Source organism: Lysinibacillus sp. G1-3 (genome assembly GCF_056322905.1).
This window is the reverse complement of the sequence record NZ_JBWHYQ010000001.1, coordinates 195,830-211,986: the sequence shown is the minus strand read 5'-3', so window position 1 is coordinate 211,986 and position 16,157 is coordinate 195,830. Positions and strand designations below refer to the sequence as shown.

At 38.8% G+C, this 16,157-nt stretch carries 13 protein-coding genes and 1 pseudogene; all 14 read right to left on the bottom strand.

What is annotated here, in order from left to right; genetic code table 11:
- Window positions 1-2: 2 nt before the first annotated feature.
- Window positions 3-767, bottom strand: a complete 765-nt coding sequence (gene rnc / locus ACVYAD_RS00965; protein ID WP_349660835.1) for a ribonuclease III — start codon at window positions 765-767, stop codon at window positions 3-5.
- Window positions 768-1,109: 342 nt separating this feature from the next.
- Window positions 1,110-1,346 carry an acyl carrier protein gene (gene acpP / locus ACVYAD_RS00960; RefSeq protein WP_349660834.1) on the bottom strand — a complete coding sequence of 79 codons (237 nt, stop codon included), beginning with the start codon at window positions 1,344-1,346 and terminating at the stop codon, window positions 1,110-1,112.
- Window positions 1,347-1,404: 58 nt separating this feature from the next.
- Window positions 1,405-2,151, bottom strand: a complete 747-nt coding sequence (gene fabG / locus ACVYAD_RS00955) for a 3-oxoacyl-[acyl-carrier-protein] reductase (RefSeq protein WP_476424006.1) — start codon at window positions 2,149-2,151, stop codon at window positions 1,405-1,407.
- Window positions 2,144-3,097: an ACP S-malonyltransferase gene (fabD, locus tag ACVYAD_RS00950; protein WP_476424005.1), complete on the bottom strand. Its 954-nt coding sequence runs from the start codon at window positions 3,095-3,097 to the stop codon at window positions 2,144-2,146. The genes fabG and fabD overlap by 8 nt, the downstream gene beginning before the upstream one ends.
- 183 nt (window positions 3,098-3,280) lie before the next feature.
- Window positions 3,281-4,273 carry a phosphate acyltransferase PlsX gene (gene plsX, locus ACVYAD_RS00945; protein WP_349660831.1) on the bottom strand — a complete coding sequence of 331 codons (993 nt, stop codon included), beginning with the start codon at window positions 4,271-4,273 and terminating at the stop codon, window positions 3,281-3,283.
- Window positions 4,270-4,848 carry a transcription factor FapR gene (gene fapR / locus ACVYAD_RS00940; protein ID WP_079560862.1) on the bottom strand — a complete coding sequence of 193 codons (579 nt, stop codon included), beginning with the start codon at window positions 4,846-4,848 and terminating at the stop codon, window positions 4,270-4,272. The genes plsX and fapR overlap by 4 nt, the downstream gene beginning before the upstream one ends.
- A 129-nt stretch (window positions 4,849-4,977) precedes the next feature.
- A complete protein-coding gene (recG, locus tag ACVYAD_RS00935) occupies window positions 4,978-7,023 on the bottom strand; it encodes an ATP-dependent DNA helicase RecG (protein ID WP_386826823.1) in 2,046 nt (681 codons plus the stop codon).
- Between the two features lie 577 nt (window positions 7,024-7,600).
- Window positions 7,601-8,512 carry an L-serine ammonia-lyase, iron-sulfur-dependent, subunit alpha gene (gene sdaAA, locus ACVYAD_RS00930; RefSeq protein WP_349660829.1) on the bottom strand — a complete coding sequence of 304 codons (912 nt, stop codon included), beginning with the start codon at window positions 8,510-8,512 and terminating at the stop codon, window positions 7,601-7,603.
- A 14-nt stretch (window positions 8,513-8,526) separates the two neighbouring features.
- Window positions 8,527-9,189: an L-serine ammonia-lyase, iron-sulfur-dependent subunit beta gene (sdaAB, locus tag ACVYAD_RS00925; protein ID WP_079560428.1), complete on the bottom strand. Its 663-nt coding sequence runs from the start codon at window positions 9,187-9,189 to the stop codon at window positions 8,527-8,529.
- Between the two features lie 351 nt (window positions 9,190-9,540).
- The gene (locus ACVYAD_RS00920; RefSeq protein WP_349660828.1) at window positions 9,541-11,190 is read right to left on the bottom strand and encodes a DAK2 domain-containing protein; all 1,650 of its coding nucleotides are present in this window, start codon (window positions 11,188-11,190) and stop codon (window positions 9,541-9,543) included.
- An 18-nt stretch (window positions 11,191-11,208) separates the two neighbouring features.
- A complete protein-coding gene (locus ACVYAD_RS00915) occupies window positions 11,209-11,571 on the bottom strand; it encodes an Asp23/Gls24 family envelope stress response protein (protein WP_053594173.1) in 363 nt (120 codons plus the stop codon).
- Window positions 11,572-11,680: 109 nt separating this feature from the next.
- Complete coding sequence (locus tag ACVYAD_RS00910; protein WP_476424001.1) at window positions 11,681-12,886, bottom strand: GGDEF domain-containing protein; 1,206 nt, start codon at window positions 12,884-12,886, stop codon at window positions 11,681-11,683.
- A gap of 412 nt (window positions 12,887-13,298) precedes the next feature.
- Window positions 13,299-14,894, bottom strand: coding sequence for a M20/M25/M40 family metallo-hydrolase (locus ACVYAD_RS00905; protein WP_476424000.1), 1,596 nt, complete (start codon window positions 14,892-14,894; stop codon window positions 13,299-13,301).
- A 150-nt stretch (window positions 14,895-15,044) separates the two neighbouring features.
- A pseudogene (locus ACVYAD_RS00900) lies at window positions 15,045-15,440 on the bottom strand (RNA-guided endonuclease InsQ/TnpB family protein); the annotation flags it as partial.
- Window positions 15,441-16,157: the final 717 nt, after the last annotated feature.

Below are 16,157 nucleotides of genomic sequence, written 5' to 3'. Positions count from 1 at the left end.
TATTAAGCCTCCTCTTTTGCAGTGCGTTCACGCATCGTACGCATTGCACATTGCGCTGCTTGCTGCTCGGCTTCTTTTTTTGATTTCCCACGACCAATTCCAAGCTCCTGTCCATTCAACAGTACGCTCGATACAAAGGTACGGTTATGCGCTGGACCCTTTTCATCAACAATTTCATAATGAAGAAGACCGTTATTTGTTTGCTGCACCATTTCTTGCAATTGGCTTTTAAAATCCATCACATGCGAAAAAGCACCGACTTCTACTTTCGGGAATACGATTCGTTCTAAAAAGCACACAACCGTTTGTAAGCCTTGATCTAAATAAAGGGCGCCAACAAATGACTCAAATACATCTGCAAGTAGCGCTGGGCGTTCCCGTCCACCTGTTAATTCCTCACCTTTTCCGAGTAATACAAAGCGGCCAAAACCTAATTCATTTGCAAAGATAACAAGTGATGGCTCACATACTATGGATGCTCGTAGTTTCGTCAACTCACCCTCACTCATATTAGGGTATTTCTCAAAAAGGTATTTAGAAACAGACAGTTCAAGTACTGCGTCTCCTAAAAATTCAAGACGCTCATTATCCGTAAACAATTTACGGCGATGCTCATTCACATAAGATGAATGCGTGAATGCTTGATACAATAAATTTTTATTACTAAATGTGATATTTAATTCATGCTGTAACAGCTCGAATTGATTGCGTACTTTTTCAGGAAGCACGCCAGATTTCTGCATAGTTCCTTTTCTTTTCATAGCCATTGAACAATCTGCCTTCCTAATAGTTTCTACCGTTTAAGTGTACCTTTTTCAAGGCATTTATGCAAAATTATTTCGGCTTAAATGCAATGTTTTGGAAGTTTAATCATTTAATTTTTTTCCAAAATAAAAAAAAGGGACGTTCACAGTTCGCACAACGAACCATTTCGTCCCTTTTTTTAAATACACCTTAGCATTTTCTGCTCTTCACATGAAAGAAAAGCAAGAGTAATTTCTGCCAAAGGCTTTAACTTTATTGAATCATAAACTTTTATTGTAAAATGACCGCAGTCATGTCAACACCGCTAGAGGTGATTAATTTCTGCTAAATAAAGTTAAAACGCATTAGTTGATTTTAGTTTCGATGTATGAAATTGCAGAACCAACTGTTGAGATTTTTTCAGCATCTTCATCAGAAATTTCCATATCGAATTCGTCTTCAAGCTCCATTACAAGCTCAACTACGTCTAATGAGTCAGCACCTAAATCATCACGGAAAGAAGCTTCTAGAGTAACTTCACTTTCCTCAACACCTAAACGGTCCACGATTACTTTTGTTACGCGTTCTAATACTGTAGTCAAATTATTCACCTCCCCTCAAATGATTATACAAAAAATCATTATTTATGACTAATTGAAATTACATGACCATGCCGCCATCTATATGTAACGTTTGACCCGTCATATAGCTAGCATCATCTGAAGCTAGGAAAGTTACAGCCTTTGCGATATCCTCAGGCTGCCCAAGTTTTGCTAGCGGAATTTGCGTAAGCATACCTTTCTTTATATCTTCTGGTAGTTGATCAGTCATTTCAGTTTCGATAAAGCCTGGTGCAATCGCGTTTACTAAAATATTTCGTGATGCTAATTCCTTAGCAGTCGTTTTAGTTAATCCAATAACACCTGCTTTTGCAGCTACGTAATTAGCTTGCCCCGCATTACCAGCTACACCGACAATGGATGAAATATTAATGATACGGCCTGCACGTTGCTTCATCATTTGACGTGTTACTGCTTTTGTACAAAGGAAAACGCCCTTTAGGTTCGTATCTAACACATCGTCCCATTCATCTTCTTTCATACGCATTAACAAGTTATCACGTGTAATCCCCGCATTATTTACTAAAATATCAAGCGAGCCGAATGTTTTCACCGTTGCATCCATTAACGCTGTAACTTCCTCTGTTTTTGAAACACTTGCTTGTACAGCTATTGCCTCGCCACCATTTTCTTGAATCATTGCGACAACTTCTTCTGCTTTTGCTTGTGAACCGCTGTAGTTTACGACAACTTTAGCACCCTCATTAGCAAGCTTTAATGCAATAGCACGTCCTATTCCACGTGAAGCACCAGTTACAACAGCTACTTTACCTTCTAATTTACGCATTAATCGTCCACTCCTTCGATGCTTCTAGTACAGCCTCTAATGATGTTTCATCATAAACACAGTATGTCGTGACAGATCGATCGATTTTTTTCACTAATCCACTCAATACTTTTCCTGGTCCACATTCAATAAAGACATCCACACCTTGCGAAATCATTTCACGCACAGATGCTTCCCACTGCACAGCACTATATACTTGTTCTACTAGTTCATGTTGAATAGCCGGAACATCCTCTAGCTCTTTTCCCATTACATTACCGACTACTGGAATTTGCGGAACTGACAATGATATATCAGCCAACGCTTCTCTTAGCTTTTCAGATGATGGTCGCATTAACTCTGAATGGAATGGACCACTAACAACTAAAGGAATTGCTCGTTTTGCACCAGCTTCCTTAGCCGCTAAAGAAGCTTTTTCAACGCCTTCCTTTGTGCCAGAAATAACAATTTGTCCAGGACAGTTTACATTCGCTACTTGAACTGGATCACCTGCTACAGATACTTTTTCCGCTACTGCATGCAATGCCTCAAGCTCCATCCCTAATATGGCAGCCATAGCACCTTGCCCTGCAGGTACAGCTTCATTCATATAAAGTCCACGCTTATGCACAACAGATACGGCATCCTCAAACGACAGCACACCAGCGATTACTAATGCGCCATATTCCCCAAGTGAATGTCCAGCTGCATAATTTGGCATAATACCTGCTGCACGTAATTTTTCAGCAACCATCACACCTGTAGTTAGAAGTGCAGGCTGAGCATGGTAAGTTAATGTCAACTCCTCAGCCGGTCCCTCTAGCATAAGCTTAGATAGCTCAAAGCCAAGTGATTGATTTGCACGCTCATAAAATGCTTTACTTTCTGCCGAATTCTCAATAAACTCTTTCCCCATCCCAACTACTTGAGAACCTTGGCCTGGAAAAATAAATGCTATTTTTGTCATTTTTTATTAATCCCCTTTTTAATCAATTCTGCCTCGGCATAATTTGCGTCCGGAATCGGCTTTGCGCCTAGGCCTGCACGAGGGCCGACACGATGTCGGTCATTTCGGTAATGCCACAGGACGTGGCGTTCTTAGACTGAGTTCCTCTATTTTAGTGGGTGTTTGGACACCCGCCGAAAGAAGTTAATCGATTTCTATGTGACGTACTGTATCTGTAATTGTCGAGATGACTGTATGCTCAACCATCGTATTCGCTTGGCGAATTGCACTGTATATTGCTTTAGCATTGGATGAGCCATGCGCCTTAATCACAGGTGCTTGTAAACCAAACAAACCTGCACCACCGTACTCCGTATAGTCCATTTTATTTTTTAGGTCGCGTAAATTATTTTTCATAAGTACTGCCGAAATTTTTGTTTTAGTTGAAGCCATAAACGCCTCTTTTAACATTGAAAATAACGCGCCAGCAGTACCTTCTATTGATTTAAGCACCATATTACCTGTAAAGCCATCTGTTACAACAACGTCTGCTACCCCTTCAAGTAAATCTCGAGCTTCTACGTTGCCGATAAAGTTTAAATCTGCTTCTTTTAATAAGCCAAAAGCGGCCTTTGTTAATTCATTCCCTTTTTTATCCTCAGTACCGATATTTAACAAGCCGATACGCGGCTTTTGTAAGCCACCTACCTTTTTCGCATAAATATCTCCCATAATTGCATATTGCAATAAATGCTCAGGTCGCGCATCTGCATTCGCCCCTAAATCAAGCATTAAAAAGCCCTTACCATCTAAAGTAGGAAGTGTAGTAGCTAGAGCAGGTCTAGCAATCCCCTCAATTCGTCCTACTTTAAATAAGCCTCCTGCCATTAAAGCACCTGTATTACCAGCTGAAAGACAAGCATCCGCCTTACCTTCTTCAACTGCATCCATCATTCGTGCCATCGATGAATCCTTTTTACGACGAACCGCGCGTGCTGGATCGTCTGTCCCTTCGACAACTTCATCACAATGTACTACAGTTAATCGATCATGTATTTTTATAAATGGCTCAAGCTTTTCCTGCTGACCATATAATTGAATTTCTAAATTCGGAATTTGCTCTAAAGCTAATAAAGCACCTTCAACAACTGATTTTGGTGCGTTGTCTCCACCCATTCCATCAAGCGCTAATTTCATTGTTGTTCACCTTTACCTTTCGTGCGGTACATATCAAATTCACCAACAAAAACTGTTTCACCGTTAACAGTGGACGTTAACTCTACTTTTGTACGATGACTTTTTTCATCACGTCCGATAACGATTGCTTTTGTAATAACACGATCTCCAGCTCTAACAGGTTTCACAAAGGAAATGTTAGAATGTACTGTTAATGCTAGTTCATCGTCAATAACTGCTACCGCTAATGAGTTTGCCTGCGCAAACAAATGATGTCCACGTGCGATGCCATTGCGCTGAAAAACATGTTCTTCTTTTACGTCAAAAATAGATAATGCACGATTATCCAATTCAATATCAATTATTTCTCCGATTACTTCATCAATCGGTAGTGATTTTACTTCATTTTCATAGGTTTTTGAAGCAACATCTTTAATTCGTTCTCGTAATTCCGGAATCGCTAACTCCATACGATCTAAACGAATTGTTTGGACACTAACCTGAAACTGTGTTGCTAGCTGTTCATCTGTGACGAATGGATTATCAGCTATCGTTTCGGATAATAGTCGCTGTCGCTCTTTTTTCGTTCGTCTCAACATCATTCGCCACCTTTTTAGTTGTTATTAGCACTTGGTACTAATATCAGTATATAGAGTATAAAAAAAGAATGCAAGACTTGTTTTATAAACAAGTGCTCACATTCCTATTTGAGCATCGATATTCAACTAATCGAAGCGATCCCCTTGTAAAACGCCAGAATTTTCAAGCATGTCACGTAAATATTTATACTCATCATCATGCCAAAAAGCATCTGTTTCAATCATATCCGTCGCATCTTTTCTCGCAGTTTCAAGTATTCGATAATCGTGCACTAAATCCGCTACTTTAAAATCTGGCAAGCCACTTTGTTTACGACCAAAGAAATCCCCTGGACCACGTAGTTCCAAATCCTTTTCAGCAAGGCGGAAACCATCATTCGTTTCCGTCATCGACTGCATTCGCTCTTTACCTTCATCGGATTTCGGATCGGCAAGCAACACACAATACGACTGATGTTCTCCTCGTCCAACACGCCCTCGTAGCTGATGTAGCTGAGCTAAGCCGAAGCGTTCAGCGTCATAAATAATCATAAACGTTGCATTCGGCACGTTAACCCCAACCTCAACAACGGTTGTAGACACAAGCACATGAATAGTTCCTTCACTAAAGGCTCGCATGACAGCGTCTTTTTCATCAGCAGTTAGACGACCATGCATTAATCCGACATTGTAGCGCCCACTAAAATATGTTGCAAGCTGCTCATAAATTTCTACAGCATTTTGTACATCTAGCTTGTCTGATTCCTCGATCAGCGGACAAATAGCATACGCCTGTCTACCGGCGGCAAGCTCTAATTCTAGCTTTGACATAACAGAACCAAATTGCTCTTTTTTCATCCAATGTGTTTCAATTTGCTTACGCCCTGCCGGCATTTCATCGATCATTGAAACATCCATTTCTCCAAATGCTGTAATCGCTAGAGTACGCGGGATTGGTGTTGCCGTCATAAAGAGCACATCTGGGTTTTCTCCTTTATCACGCAATATTCTACGCTGCTCAACACCAAAACGGTGCTGTTCATCTGTAATAACAAAACCTAGCTTGTAAAAAACGACATCTGGCTGAATTAGCGCATGTGTACCAATTAAAATATCGATGTCTCCATTTACTAGTTCTTCTAAAAGCAAACGACGTTCCTTCGCCTTCGTCGATCCCGATAATAAAGCTACACGTACGCCAAATGGCTCAAACCATTCCTTCAAACTCTCAGCATGCTGCTCTGCTAAAATTTCCGTTGGTGCCATTAATGCCCCTTGAAAACCAGCAGTTATAGCCGCATATAAACATATTGCCGCGACAACAGTTTTCCCTGACCCTACATCACCTTGGAGTAAGCGGTTCATACGATGTGGCTCTTTTAAATCTTTGCAAATTTCATTGACGACGCGTTTTTGCGCACCCGTTAATTCATATGGTAACGATGCAATAAAGGCACGTATCTTTTGCAAATCAAACTGTATAACAGTACCGTGCTCACTGTCCTTTCGAATTTTACGTAACGCTTGAACACGTAGTTGAAAGTTTAGTAACTCTTCATAGGCAAAGCGCCTTCTAGCCTGCTTTGCATGTCCTGCATCAATAGGAAAATGTATTCCCTCAAGCCCATCACGTATTGTAGCGAGCTTATAATCCGTGCGTAAGCGCTGTGGAACAGCATCAGGTATGTCAGCACCAAACTCATCTAGCCCCTGGCGCATATATTTACGAAAACGTTTTTGCGGGATTAAACCTTTTAAACTATAAACAGGTTCAAAGTCAACTTGATCTGTCTTAGGACCAAATGTTACAGACGTTCCATTAATAACTTGTCTGCCCCTGTCCCATTTACCTGTAACGGTAATAATTGCTCCAGGTACAAGCTTTTGCTTTAAGTAGCCTTGATTAAAAAAAACAACCTTCACTAAATGTCGACCCGCCAGCACCGTCACTTGTAATCGTGATTTATTGCGACCTAAAAACAATACTGTTGGTTCACGCTCAACTTTACACTCAACAGTGACACGTTCATTATGTGGTGTTTGCGCCAAATCTTTTAAACGAAAATCCTCGTGCCGATGCGGAAACGTCCATAACAAATCAGCTACCGTCTCGATGCCCAATGCTTCTAAATGTCCTGCTGTTTCTTTCCCGATTCCCTTTAAATTAGTAACGGGGTTCGTTAAATCAGTCACCTTGCACGACAGCCCCTTCTAAATTTTTCACCACAAGTACTTTATCTACAGTCATTCGTATCACCATACTATTTTTCAGCATATGAGTTTCCCCTTTCTTACGATTACTCTAAGCTCGTTTTAGCATTTAAACATTTGAACACGTATTATTCTCCATATTATTATATAACTTTTCATTTTAAGTAAGATAGCAATTCAATTCATTTATAGTTAATTATAACGAATGAATAATCACTTTTCTTGGTGATACCCCTAATTCTAGACTCATCACCGTAACGAGTGGTTGATTTCCGTTCCGGCTGAACGCTTTGTTGGTCACGAAGATCAACTTATATACATGGCATACGTTTTATCTTCACAGCGATTGTTTTCGTAGCGAAAGTGAAACGTCAGATACAAATGTTTATTGTATCGAAAGCATAGCGACAGATACAGAAGTAGAATATCACCAAGAGAATGTATCCTCTTTGCCCAAACTACCCTTCCGTACTATTTCAACATAGTTTTCATTTTCTCCATACATGTAGAACCTCAAAAAAACACGCCTTCCACTTAGGAAAAGCGTGTTTACTATCTTTTATTTTTGAAGTGACTTAATACTTTCTAAATTGCCATTATCAAAAATGGCTCTGCTAATAGCTTTACCTGTTGGAGTTGCAGCTAGGCCTCCACGGGCAGTTTCTTTTAAATTCGGACTCATAGATTGTCCAATTCGATACATTGCGCCAATCACCTCATCACACGGGATGCGACTTGTAACCCCCGCAAGTGCCATATCCGCTGCCACAAGTGAATTCGCCGCTCCCATAGCATTCCGCTTAACACAAGGAACCTCTACTAATCCAGCTACTGGATCACAAACAAGCCCTAGCATATTTTTGAGTGTAATGGCAAACGCTTCTGAACATTGCTGCGGGGTACCACCAGCCATCTCAACAATTGCAGCCGCTGCCATACCAGCAGCTGAGCCAACCTCTGCTTGACAGCCACCGGCAGCGCCTGAAATCGAAGCATTATTGGCAACAACGAAGCCAAAAGCACCCGACGTGAATAAATAACGAATCATTTGCTCACGTGTCGGATTTAGCTTGTTCTTCACTGCAAACAATGTCCCTGGTACAACTCCAGCCGAGCCTGCAGTTGGGGTAGCACAAATTGTACCCATAGCCGCATTAACTTCATTTGTCGCAACCGCTTTACTTACCGCATCTAGTAATAAATCCCCCGACAATGAATTTCCTTGTGCAATGTAATTCTGAAGCAATACCGCGTCACCGCCTGTTAAGCCCGTTACAGATTTAACACCATTCAAGCCTCTTTCAATAGCTTCCTCCATCACCGTTAAATTATTGTCCATTTGCTGTATAATTTCTTCTCTAGTGCGTCCAGTTATTAACATTTCCTGCTCTATCATAATTTCAGATATTAGTTTTCCTTCTTGCTCTGCTCGTTCAACTAGTTCACGAACATTATGAAACAATACGTCCATATCGGGACACCTCCTTAGTTATTAATTTTAGAAACCTTCGAAATATGTGGTATTAAAGAAATTTGTTGTAATACTTTATCCTCGATGTTTTGATCGACTTCTATCACCATAAGGGCTGTTAAACCACGTTCAATACGAGAAACTTCCATATGCCCAATATTGACCGCATGCATCGCTAAGCAATTTGCCACATTGGCAATACAGCCAGCACGATCATCATGGACAACAAGAATCGCTGGCATGCCACCTGTTAGACGCAGCTTGAAGCCATTAACCTCACTAACTTCAATCTTACCGCCACCGATTGAAATACCAACAACGGACATCTCTCCTTCATCATCGCCAATTACAAGGCGAGCCGTATTCGGATGTTCCATGTTAGCTGTTTCTGGGATAAACTCATAGTCTAATCCCGCCTTTTCTGCATCGGCAAAAGCAGTTTTAATTCGCTCATCGAATGTATCGTAATTTAATAGACCCCCAATCAAAGCTACATCTGTTCCATGTCCTTTATACGTTTCCGCAAACGAACCATATAAGTGTATTTTTGCCCACTTTGGTTGTCTTCCAAATAAATCTCTAGCAACACGCCCAATTCGTGCCGCACCTGCGGTATGAGAAGAAGAAGGCCCAATCATCACCGGTCCAATAATATCAAATACTGAAGTAAACTTCATACTAACACCCCTCTATTCTATCTATATAATATTTTTGATTTTTTACTTATATAATGCTTGATAGTTACTATAAAAGCAAAGCATTTCTTTATCAACTTTCAGAAAATTTAAGCGACTATAATTTACACAGTGGAATTTTTAATTAACTTTTGTCTACTCCAAAAAAACAATAATTTCAAATTGCTGATATTCCAGCATTTACAAACACATCGTCTTCTGGATACGCACACCAAATCGTTTATTTCAGCTGATTTATATCCAATATAATCCCCTAGTCTCTTTGTACCATAAACAAAAGCAGTACACATTGTGTGCACTGCTTTATCTACTCATTCATAAAGTAGCATCGGATTATTCTACTGAAATAATATACGGATATAATCCTTGTTTACCATTAAATAACTCTACTTCAACCTCTGGATAATTCTCTTCAATAAATTTCACTAATTCTGAAGCATTTTCTTCCGTTGTATCTTCACCATAAATGACTGTTACAATTTCTGCATCTTCATCCACTAAATCAGTAATTACCTTCTCAGCGGCATCTTTTAATGCCGGAGTAGATAATACAATTTTACCTTCTGCAAGAGCCATGAAATCGTCCTTATGAATTTCCACACCATCAATTGATGTATCTCGAACTGCATAAGTTACTTGACCTGTTTTAACATTTGCATAAGCTTCTGTCATTGTTGCTTGGTTCATTTCAACTGTCGCCTCTGGATTAAACGATAAAATCGCTGCCATACCTTGAGGGATTGTTTTCGTTGGAACTACAGCCGCTTCTATATCTAATAGCTCTACTGCTTGTTCTGCTGCCATGACGATATTTTTGTTATTCGGTAAAATCAATACTTTTTCAGCACCAATTTCCTGTACCGCCTTCACAATATCTTCAGTTGAAGGGTTCATTGTTTGACCGCCTTCAATAACATAAGAAGCACCAATTGAACGAAGTAATTCAGCAACTCCCTCGCCCATTGCAATCGTTACAATTGCATATGGATGCTTTTCTGCTTTTTTGACTGGAGTTGGTGCTTTATGATCCTCACCAACAATGGCAGAATGCTGTTCACGCATATTGTCGACCTTAATTTTAATAAGGCTACCATATTTTTGACCCATTGCTAAAACAGAGCCTGGTTGCTCAGAATGAATATGCACTTTTGCGATCTCTTCATCAGAAATAACAAGTAAAGAATCACCTAGTGGGTTTAATTCATTACGGAATTGTTCCTCGCTAAACGGCTCTTTTCCTTCTTCAAAACGTACCATGATTTCTGTACAATACCCAAACTCAATATCCGAAGTATCCATGAAATCTTGCGCTCTATGATGTTCTGCATTAATTAAATCATCTAAAGTTGCTTCATTTTTCACCGGTAATGGCTCACCTTTTAAGGATGCTAAAAATCCTTCATACACAAACAATAGACCTTGGCCGCCACTATCTACAACACCTACTTCTTTTAAAACAGGTAAAAGATCAGGTGTACGCTCTAATGAAGCCTGTGCTTCAGCAGTAAATGCTTCCATTACTGCAATGATATCGGTTTCAGTTTCTGCCACTTCCACGCCTTTTTTCGCCGCTTCACGTGCAACTGTTAAAATTGTACCTTCAACCGGTTTCATTACTGCTTTATAGGCAGTTTCAACGCCAGCTTGGAAAGCACCCGCTAAGCCCTTAGCATCAATTGTCGCTTCTTTTTCAATAAATTTACCAAAGCCACGGAATAACTGCGATAAAATAACGCCAGAATTCCCGCGTGCTCCCATAAGTAAACCTTTTGATAAAGCTTGGGATGTTTTGCCGATATGTTCTGAGACATACTGCTCCGTTTCCTTTGCTCCAGATGTCATCGATAAGTTCATATTCGTTCCTGTATCACCATCTGGTACTGGAAATACATTTAATGAATCAACATAATTTGCATTTTGGAATAGGTGATGGGCACCCATTTGCACCATTTCTGCAAACTTTATTCCGTCTAAAGACTGCATTAGATTTAGTTCCTCCTCTTAATCATTCGCTACACGAACGCCCTGCACAAAGATATTGACAGATTTTACGCTCATACCTAATGTTTTATCCACTGTATATTTCACTTTCGATTGTACTTGATAAGCAACTTCCGAAATTTTTGTCCCGTAACTAACAATAATGTACATATCAATATGTAAATCGTCGTCCTGTTTTCGAATTACAACACCTTTTGCAAAATTTTCTTTACGTAAAATATCAGTTAGACCATCACGAATTTGATGTTTAGATGCCATGCCAACAATACCGTAGCATTCTACAGCAGCGCCACCAGCTATTTGTGCAAGTACATCTGTTGAAATATCAATTTGGCCGAATTCATTGTTTAACTCAATTGACATAGAAATGCCCCCTTGGCTCTTTTTGACTAAATGATATTGTAACACTTTCGTTATACATTAAGCAACCTTGGAAGGCATGAAAGCGCACTGTATCAACGTTTTTCTGACATTATAAAGGCAAACATACATCTTCATCGAAATTTCCACTTTTGCTGTAAAAGTTGTTACGACCGTGGTGCTTTGCTGTGTATAATGCTTGATCAGCTAATTCACAGCATGTTTTTAATTGCTCGCTATTTGTAATTTTAACATGGCACATCCCGATGCTGACCGTTACAATATCAGCTACTATCGAATGCTCATGACGAATGTTTAAGTTGCGTACTTCCTCTAAAATTTCCTCACAAACATGCTCTGAAAACTTGGCGGCATGCTGGCTAACAATTACGAATTCTTCGCCTCCCCAACGTGCTGCAAATGCATTATATTTTTCTGCAATTTCATTTAAAAGAGCCGCCACTTTTATTAATGCTTCATCACCTTGTAAATGACCGTAATAATCATTAAAATTTTTAAAGAAATCAATATCGATCATCATGACAGATAAAGATTTTGATTTACTAAGTTGTTGACCAATTTGTGTCAATTTATTATTTAAAGCCCGTCGATTGGGTAAATTGGTCAACGTATCCCGAAGTGCTTGCGCTGATAGTTCATTATTTTTCTCAGCTAATAATTTTGACAATTTCTTGGATTTCGTCATTTCTTCTTGCAATAAAATATGTTCTTTCGTAAATTGTCTTTGCATTTTATAAGTATGTCGCTGAATAACTAGCCCTATAGGAATAATAAGGGACATCGGTAAAAGTATTTTAATACCTTCGCCTGATATCCCAACACTCAGATAAGCACTTATTAAAATTGGTGGTACTGTTATTACCATAATCCGAAAAATTTTCCGGAAAGGGATGGAAAAAACAGTGCAAATCATTAAAAATAGTACCTCATAAAGAGCTGCATGTTTAAAGAAATAAACGTCCATTACAGTTATTACAGTAATCAATAACAATATCGTATAGATATATGCAAGTAAGATAGATTCATATTTTCGCATATTAAACGTTGTAACCCGAAATTTCTTCTCTTTTACAAATACTAACACCGCTAAATCTATATAAAACAATATCGTGTGAATAGCTATATATGCTGGCACCATCGCTCTTTCTGAATTCGAAAAGAAGACCTCACCATAATGAATAATCGTAATGATAGTTGATATATACATCAATGTCCATGCTACCACTCGCATCCGTTTTAAATTAAATTGAATCATTTCTTTCTGTATAGAGAGAACTAGCTTTTCTTGATTTTCCATAATGTCCGCTCCTAATAAAACAAACTTGCAAAAACATTTGTTGCTGTCGCACAGAAAACATTGCTGAATGAAGATAATTTGTTCTATTTTTATCGTCTAAATAATGAAAAATACAAGTATTCTTTGCAAAGTTGTTGAAAAAGGAACTACTCTACCTTGGCTGATTTTCGTAGTCAAAAACAAATTTTCTAGATCTGGCGTTCCACTTTCGCTGTTTAAAATCTCGAATCAATAAAAAAAGCTGATGTTTATATACACCAACTTTTTTAACAAAATTGAAATTACATATAATTTTTGTAAACTCCGAAAAGTTCAAAGTGAATATTACGGCTCCTCACCATATAATCGAACAGAATAAATATATAAACAGCGCTTCGATTATACATCCCTTGATGCCATTCTATTCCTTAAATCAAAACAGGCTTTTAATAAGCGAATCAATCATCACTGGCATTTCCTTAAATGCACTATCCACATGTAGTCTTTCCGTCTTTTGGTGAGCATCCTTCCCAAACGGTCCAACATTTAAAACTGGTCCCTTTAATGAGGACATTTCCTCAAACGGAATACTATATGTCTCTCCCCATACAGGCGTGTTTCGTTCGAATGCTATCCATTCATTAGAGTTATCCGAATAATTGACATAGCTCAAATCACAAATTCCATTAAAATAGTGAATTTGCTCCACTTCAATATTAAATGTTTTGGCTGTTTTCTTCATCAATTCAATGGATCGAATAACAAGAGAATCATTAGATGAATTGATTGCCGGATAGTAAGGTGGTGCATATAACAACACTGTCGCTGGTGATAGTTCCTGACAACGAATCATTAGCTGATCCACAATGCGAATAGATTTCTCTCGATCATCCCATGCGCTATTTTCAATAACTTGACTTTTAATTAAATCTACTTCCTTGGCGCCTAATTTATTAATCGCATACTCTAAAAGTGCCTCATAACGAAGTACGTTTACTTCACCTACACCTTGTACCTTTTCTCGCTCACAAATTCGCTTATACTGTTCATTACAAGCTGACATTGCTTCCAATGCAACTTGTTCAAAAATATCCATTACTTGCGATGCTGTGCGCTTTAATAAAAATACATTGTAAAGGGCTGCTGCACGATATGGTGTTTGTGTAGAATACTCCATTTTCAAATCTTTTAATTGTAAGGATACAGGTAATGGCGTACTTTCACCGAGATCTGTCTCACGGAAAACAGGATTCCACTCCATATGCTGCGTCATGTAGGAAGCAATAAAATTTGCGGTCATTCCTTTTAATGGCTCACCCACATGTGTCTCTTTTCCGTAAAATAAGGCAGCAGGCATAATTTTACCGATAGTTCCTGAATAAATATATTCATTGATATCAGCTGGACCTTGTGAAAAAGAAGGCTCACTATTTAAAAATAGTTTATAAGAGAGTCCATGCTGTTCACGAAGTCTGACAAGCTCTACAACTGCTGCTCGCATTCCAGCAGAATTCACTTCTTCATCTGGCACCGCCGTTAAAATAAGGTTGATGGGCCATTCTTCGATACTTGCCTTTTCAATCAACTGCATATGCAAAGCAAGCCCCATTTTCATATCCATCGTTCCACGACCGAATAAATAGTTGCCTGATTCCAAATCAATTCTTGCTGCTTCAGGTAAATCCTTTTTGTATTTTGGTTCCATTAGCTTTTTTGTCAGCTCTTCAGGGTAAAAGGCTAATGGTTCCAGCTCGCCATATTCTTCAGTATGGACCGTATCAAAATGACTAATTAACACAACCGTTTCTGTTGCAGAAGGATGCTTATACAAGGCAGTTACAGCATTGCGTTCAAGACCTGCATCATGTAATTCAATAAATTCCGGGTTTTCCTGAAAATAAGAAAGCGTTTGCAATTTATTTTTTAATTTATAGGCAAATTCATGTTCACCTTTAGTTAATGTCCTACTCTCCGATACGAAAAAACATATACATTTCTTAAAAATGTAGACATATCTACTGTGACACAACTTATATCTTCCGACTTTCGTATTTGTGTCTTCCTTATTCTTCGAGTCTGGTTTCGCAAAAAGCTACTGCCATTTAATATGACTCTCCAAAGGCTTAAATTCCGCAGTATCATTGCGTACACATCTAAGGTTTAGTTTCGGTTAATTTCCTCAGATTGAATAATTTGCTAAATTAATATTTTCGTTCAAATCTCGACCAAACTTTATTCCGCAAGAGCAGATAAATAATCTGTCTTTCAGTCTCAAATCTGATTTGATTTGTCCACAACTAGAACAAGTTTTGGATGATGGAAACCATCTGTCGGCTTCAATAAATTCAATTCCGTATTTTTGACATTTGTATTGAATTTGCCGTTTGAATTCATATAGCTTTTGCCCGGCTACCGCCTTCGCCAGATATTTATTTTTCATCAACCCTTTTACATGTAAATGTTCCATTACAATACGAGATAGCTTGGTTTTCACAATCTCATTAGAACATTGATATAAATGATTTGTTCGGATGTCATTAAGTCACTTATATAAATTGCGGATTTCAGAGTTTAGCAAATTTCCCAATGGACATTCATTCCATGCGTATCACCTCTCTTTCACTCGGATAAAATCACATTACCCTATTTAGAGAGTTTGTTAACATTTTTATAGTTGTATATGTTTTTCTTGTTCACATGAAGGCGCAACCCTTCATGCAGTCTTTCTCTCACGAGTAGACCTCTTATGCTTTCACATAAGCGCAGACTATATCTTCATCTTATCCTCTGATAAGAGCCACATTTTTCTTCCGCCATTCGCTTGCGGTTTTACTCTCCCTCAAGGAGATAGTCGTTGAACGTCTTCCTTGTCTCATGAGAGATTTAGGAGTTTCGCTGCTAAACATCCATTGCCAAAGCACTTAGCGCCACCGTTTTCCGTTGTCACGATGATCCTTTACGGACACTGAGTGATTTTTTTCAGCTTATGCCATCCTTGTTGTTTTTTCTGCTTTCGCACCGTTACGTCTGCCGTTTCCAGCTCCGCTTTGGTCACAAGGCTTTAGGAGTTAAAAGCAATTAACGTGGAGTTCGCACCAATCGCTTGATACGAAGGGTATTCTGTTAGAAATTTATGCTTCTATACAGATTTGTATAGTTTTGTCTAAATTCGTTGTAACAGTTTAGTTACCCAACTGACAAGTTCACATAATAATGCGCGTAGTTTTTCAGGTGTATTCCAAAGATAATTAGTCATAATCATTCTCCTTCATTTTCTCAAAATCGAAGCATT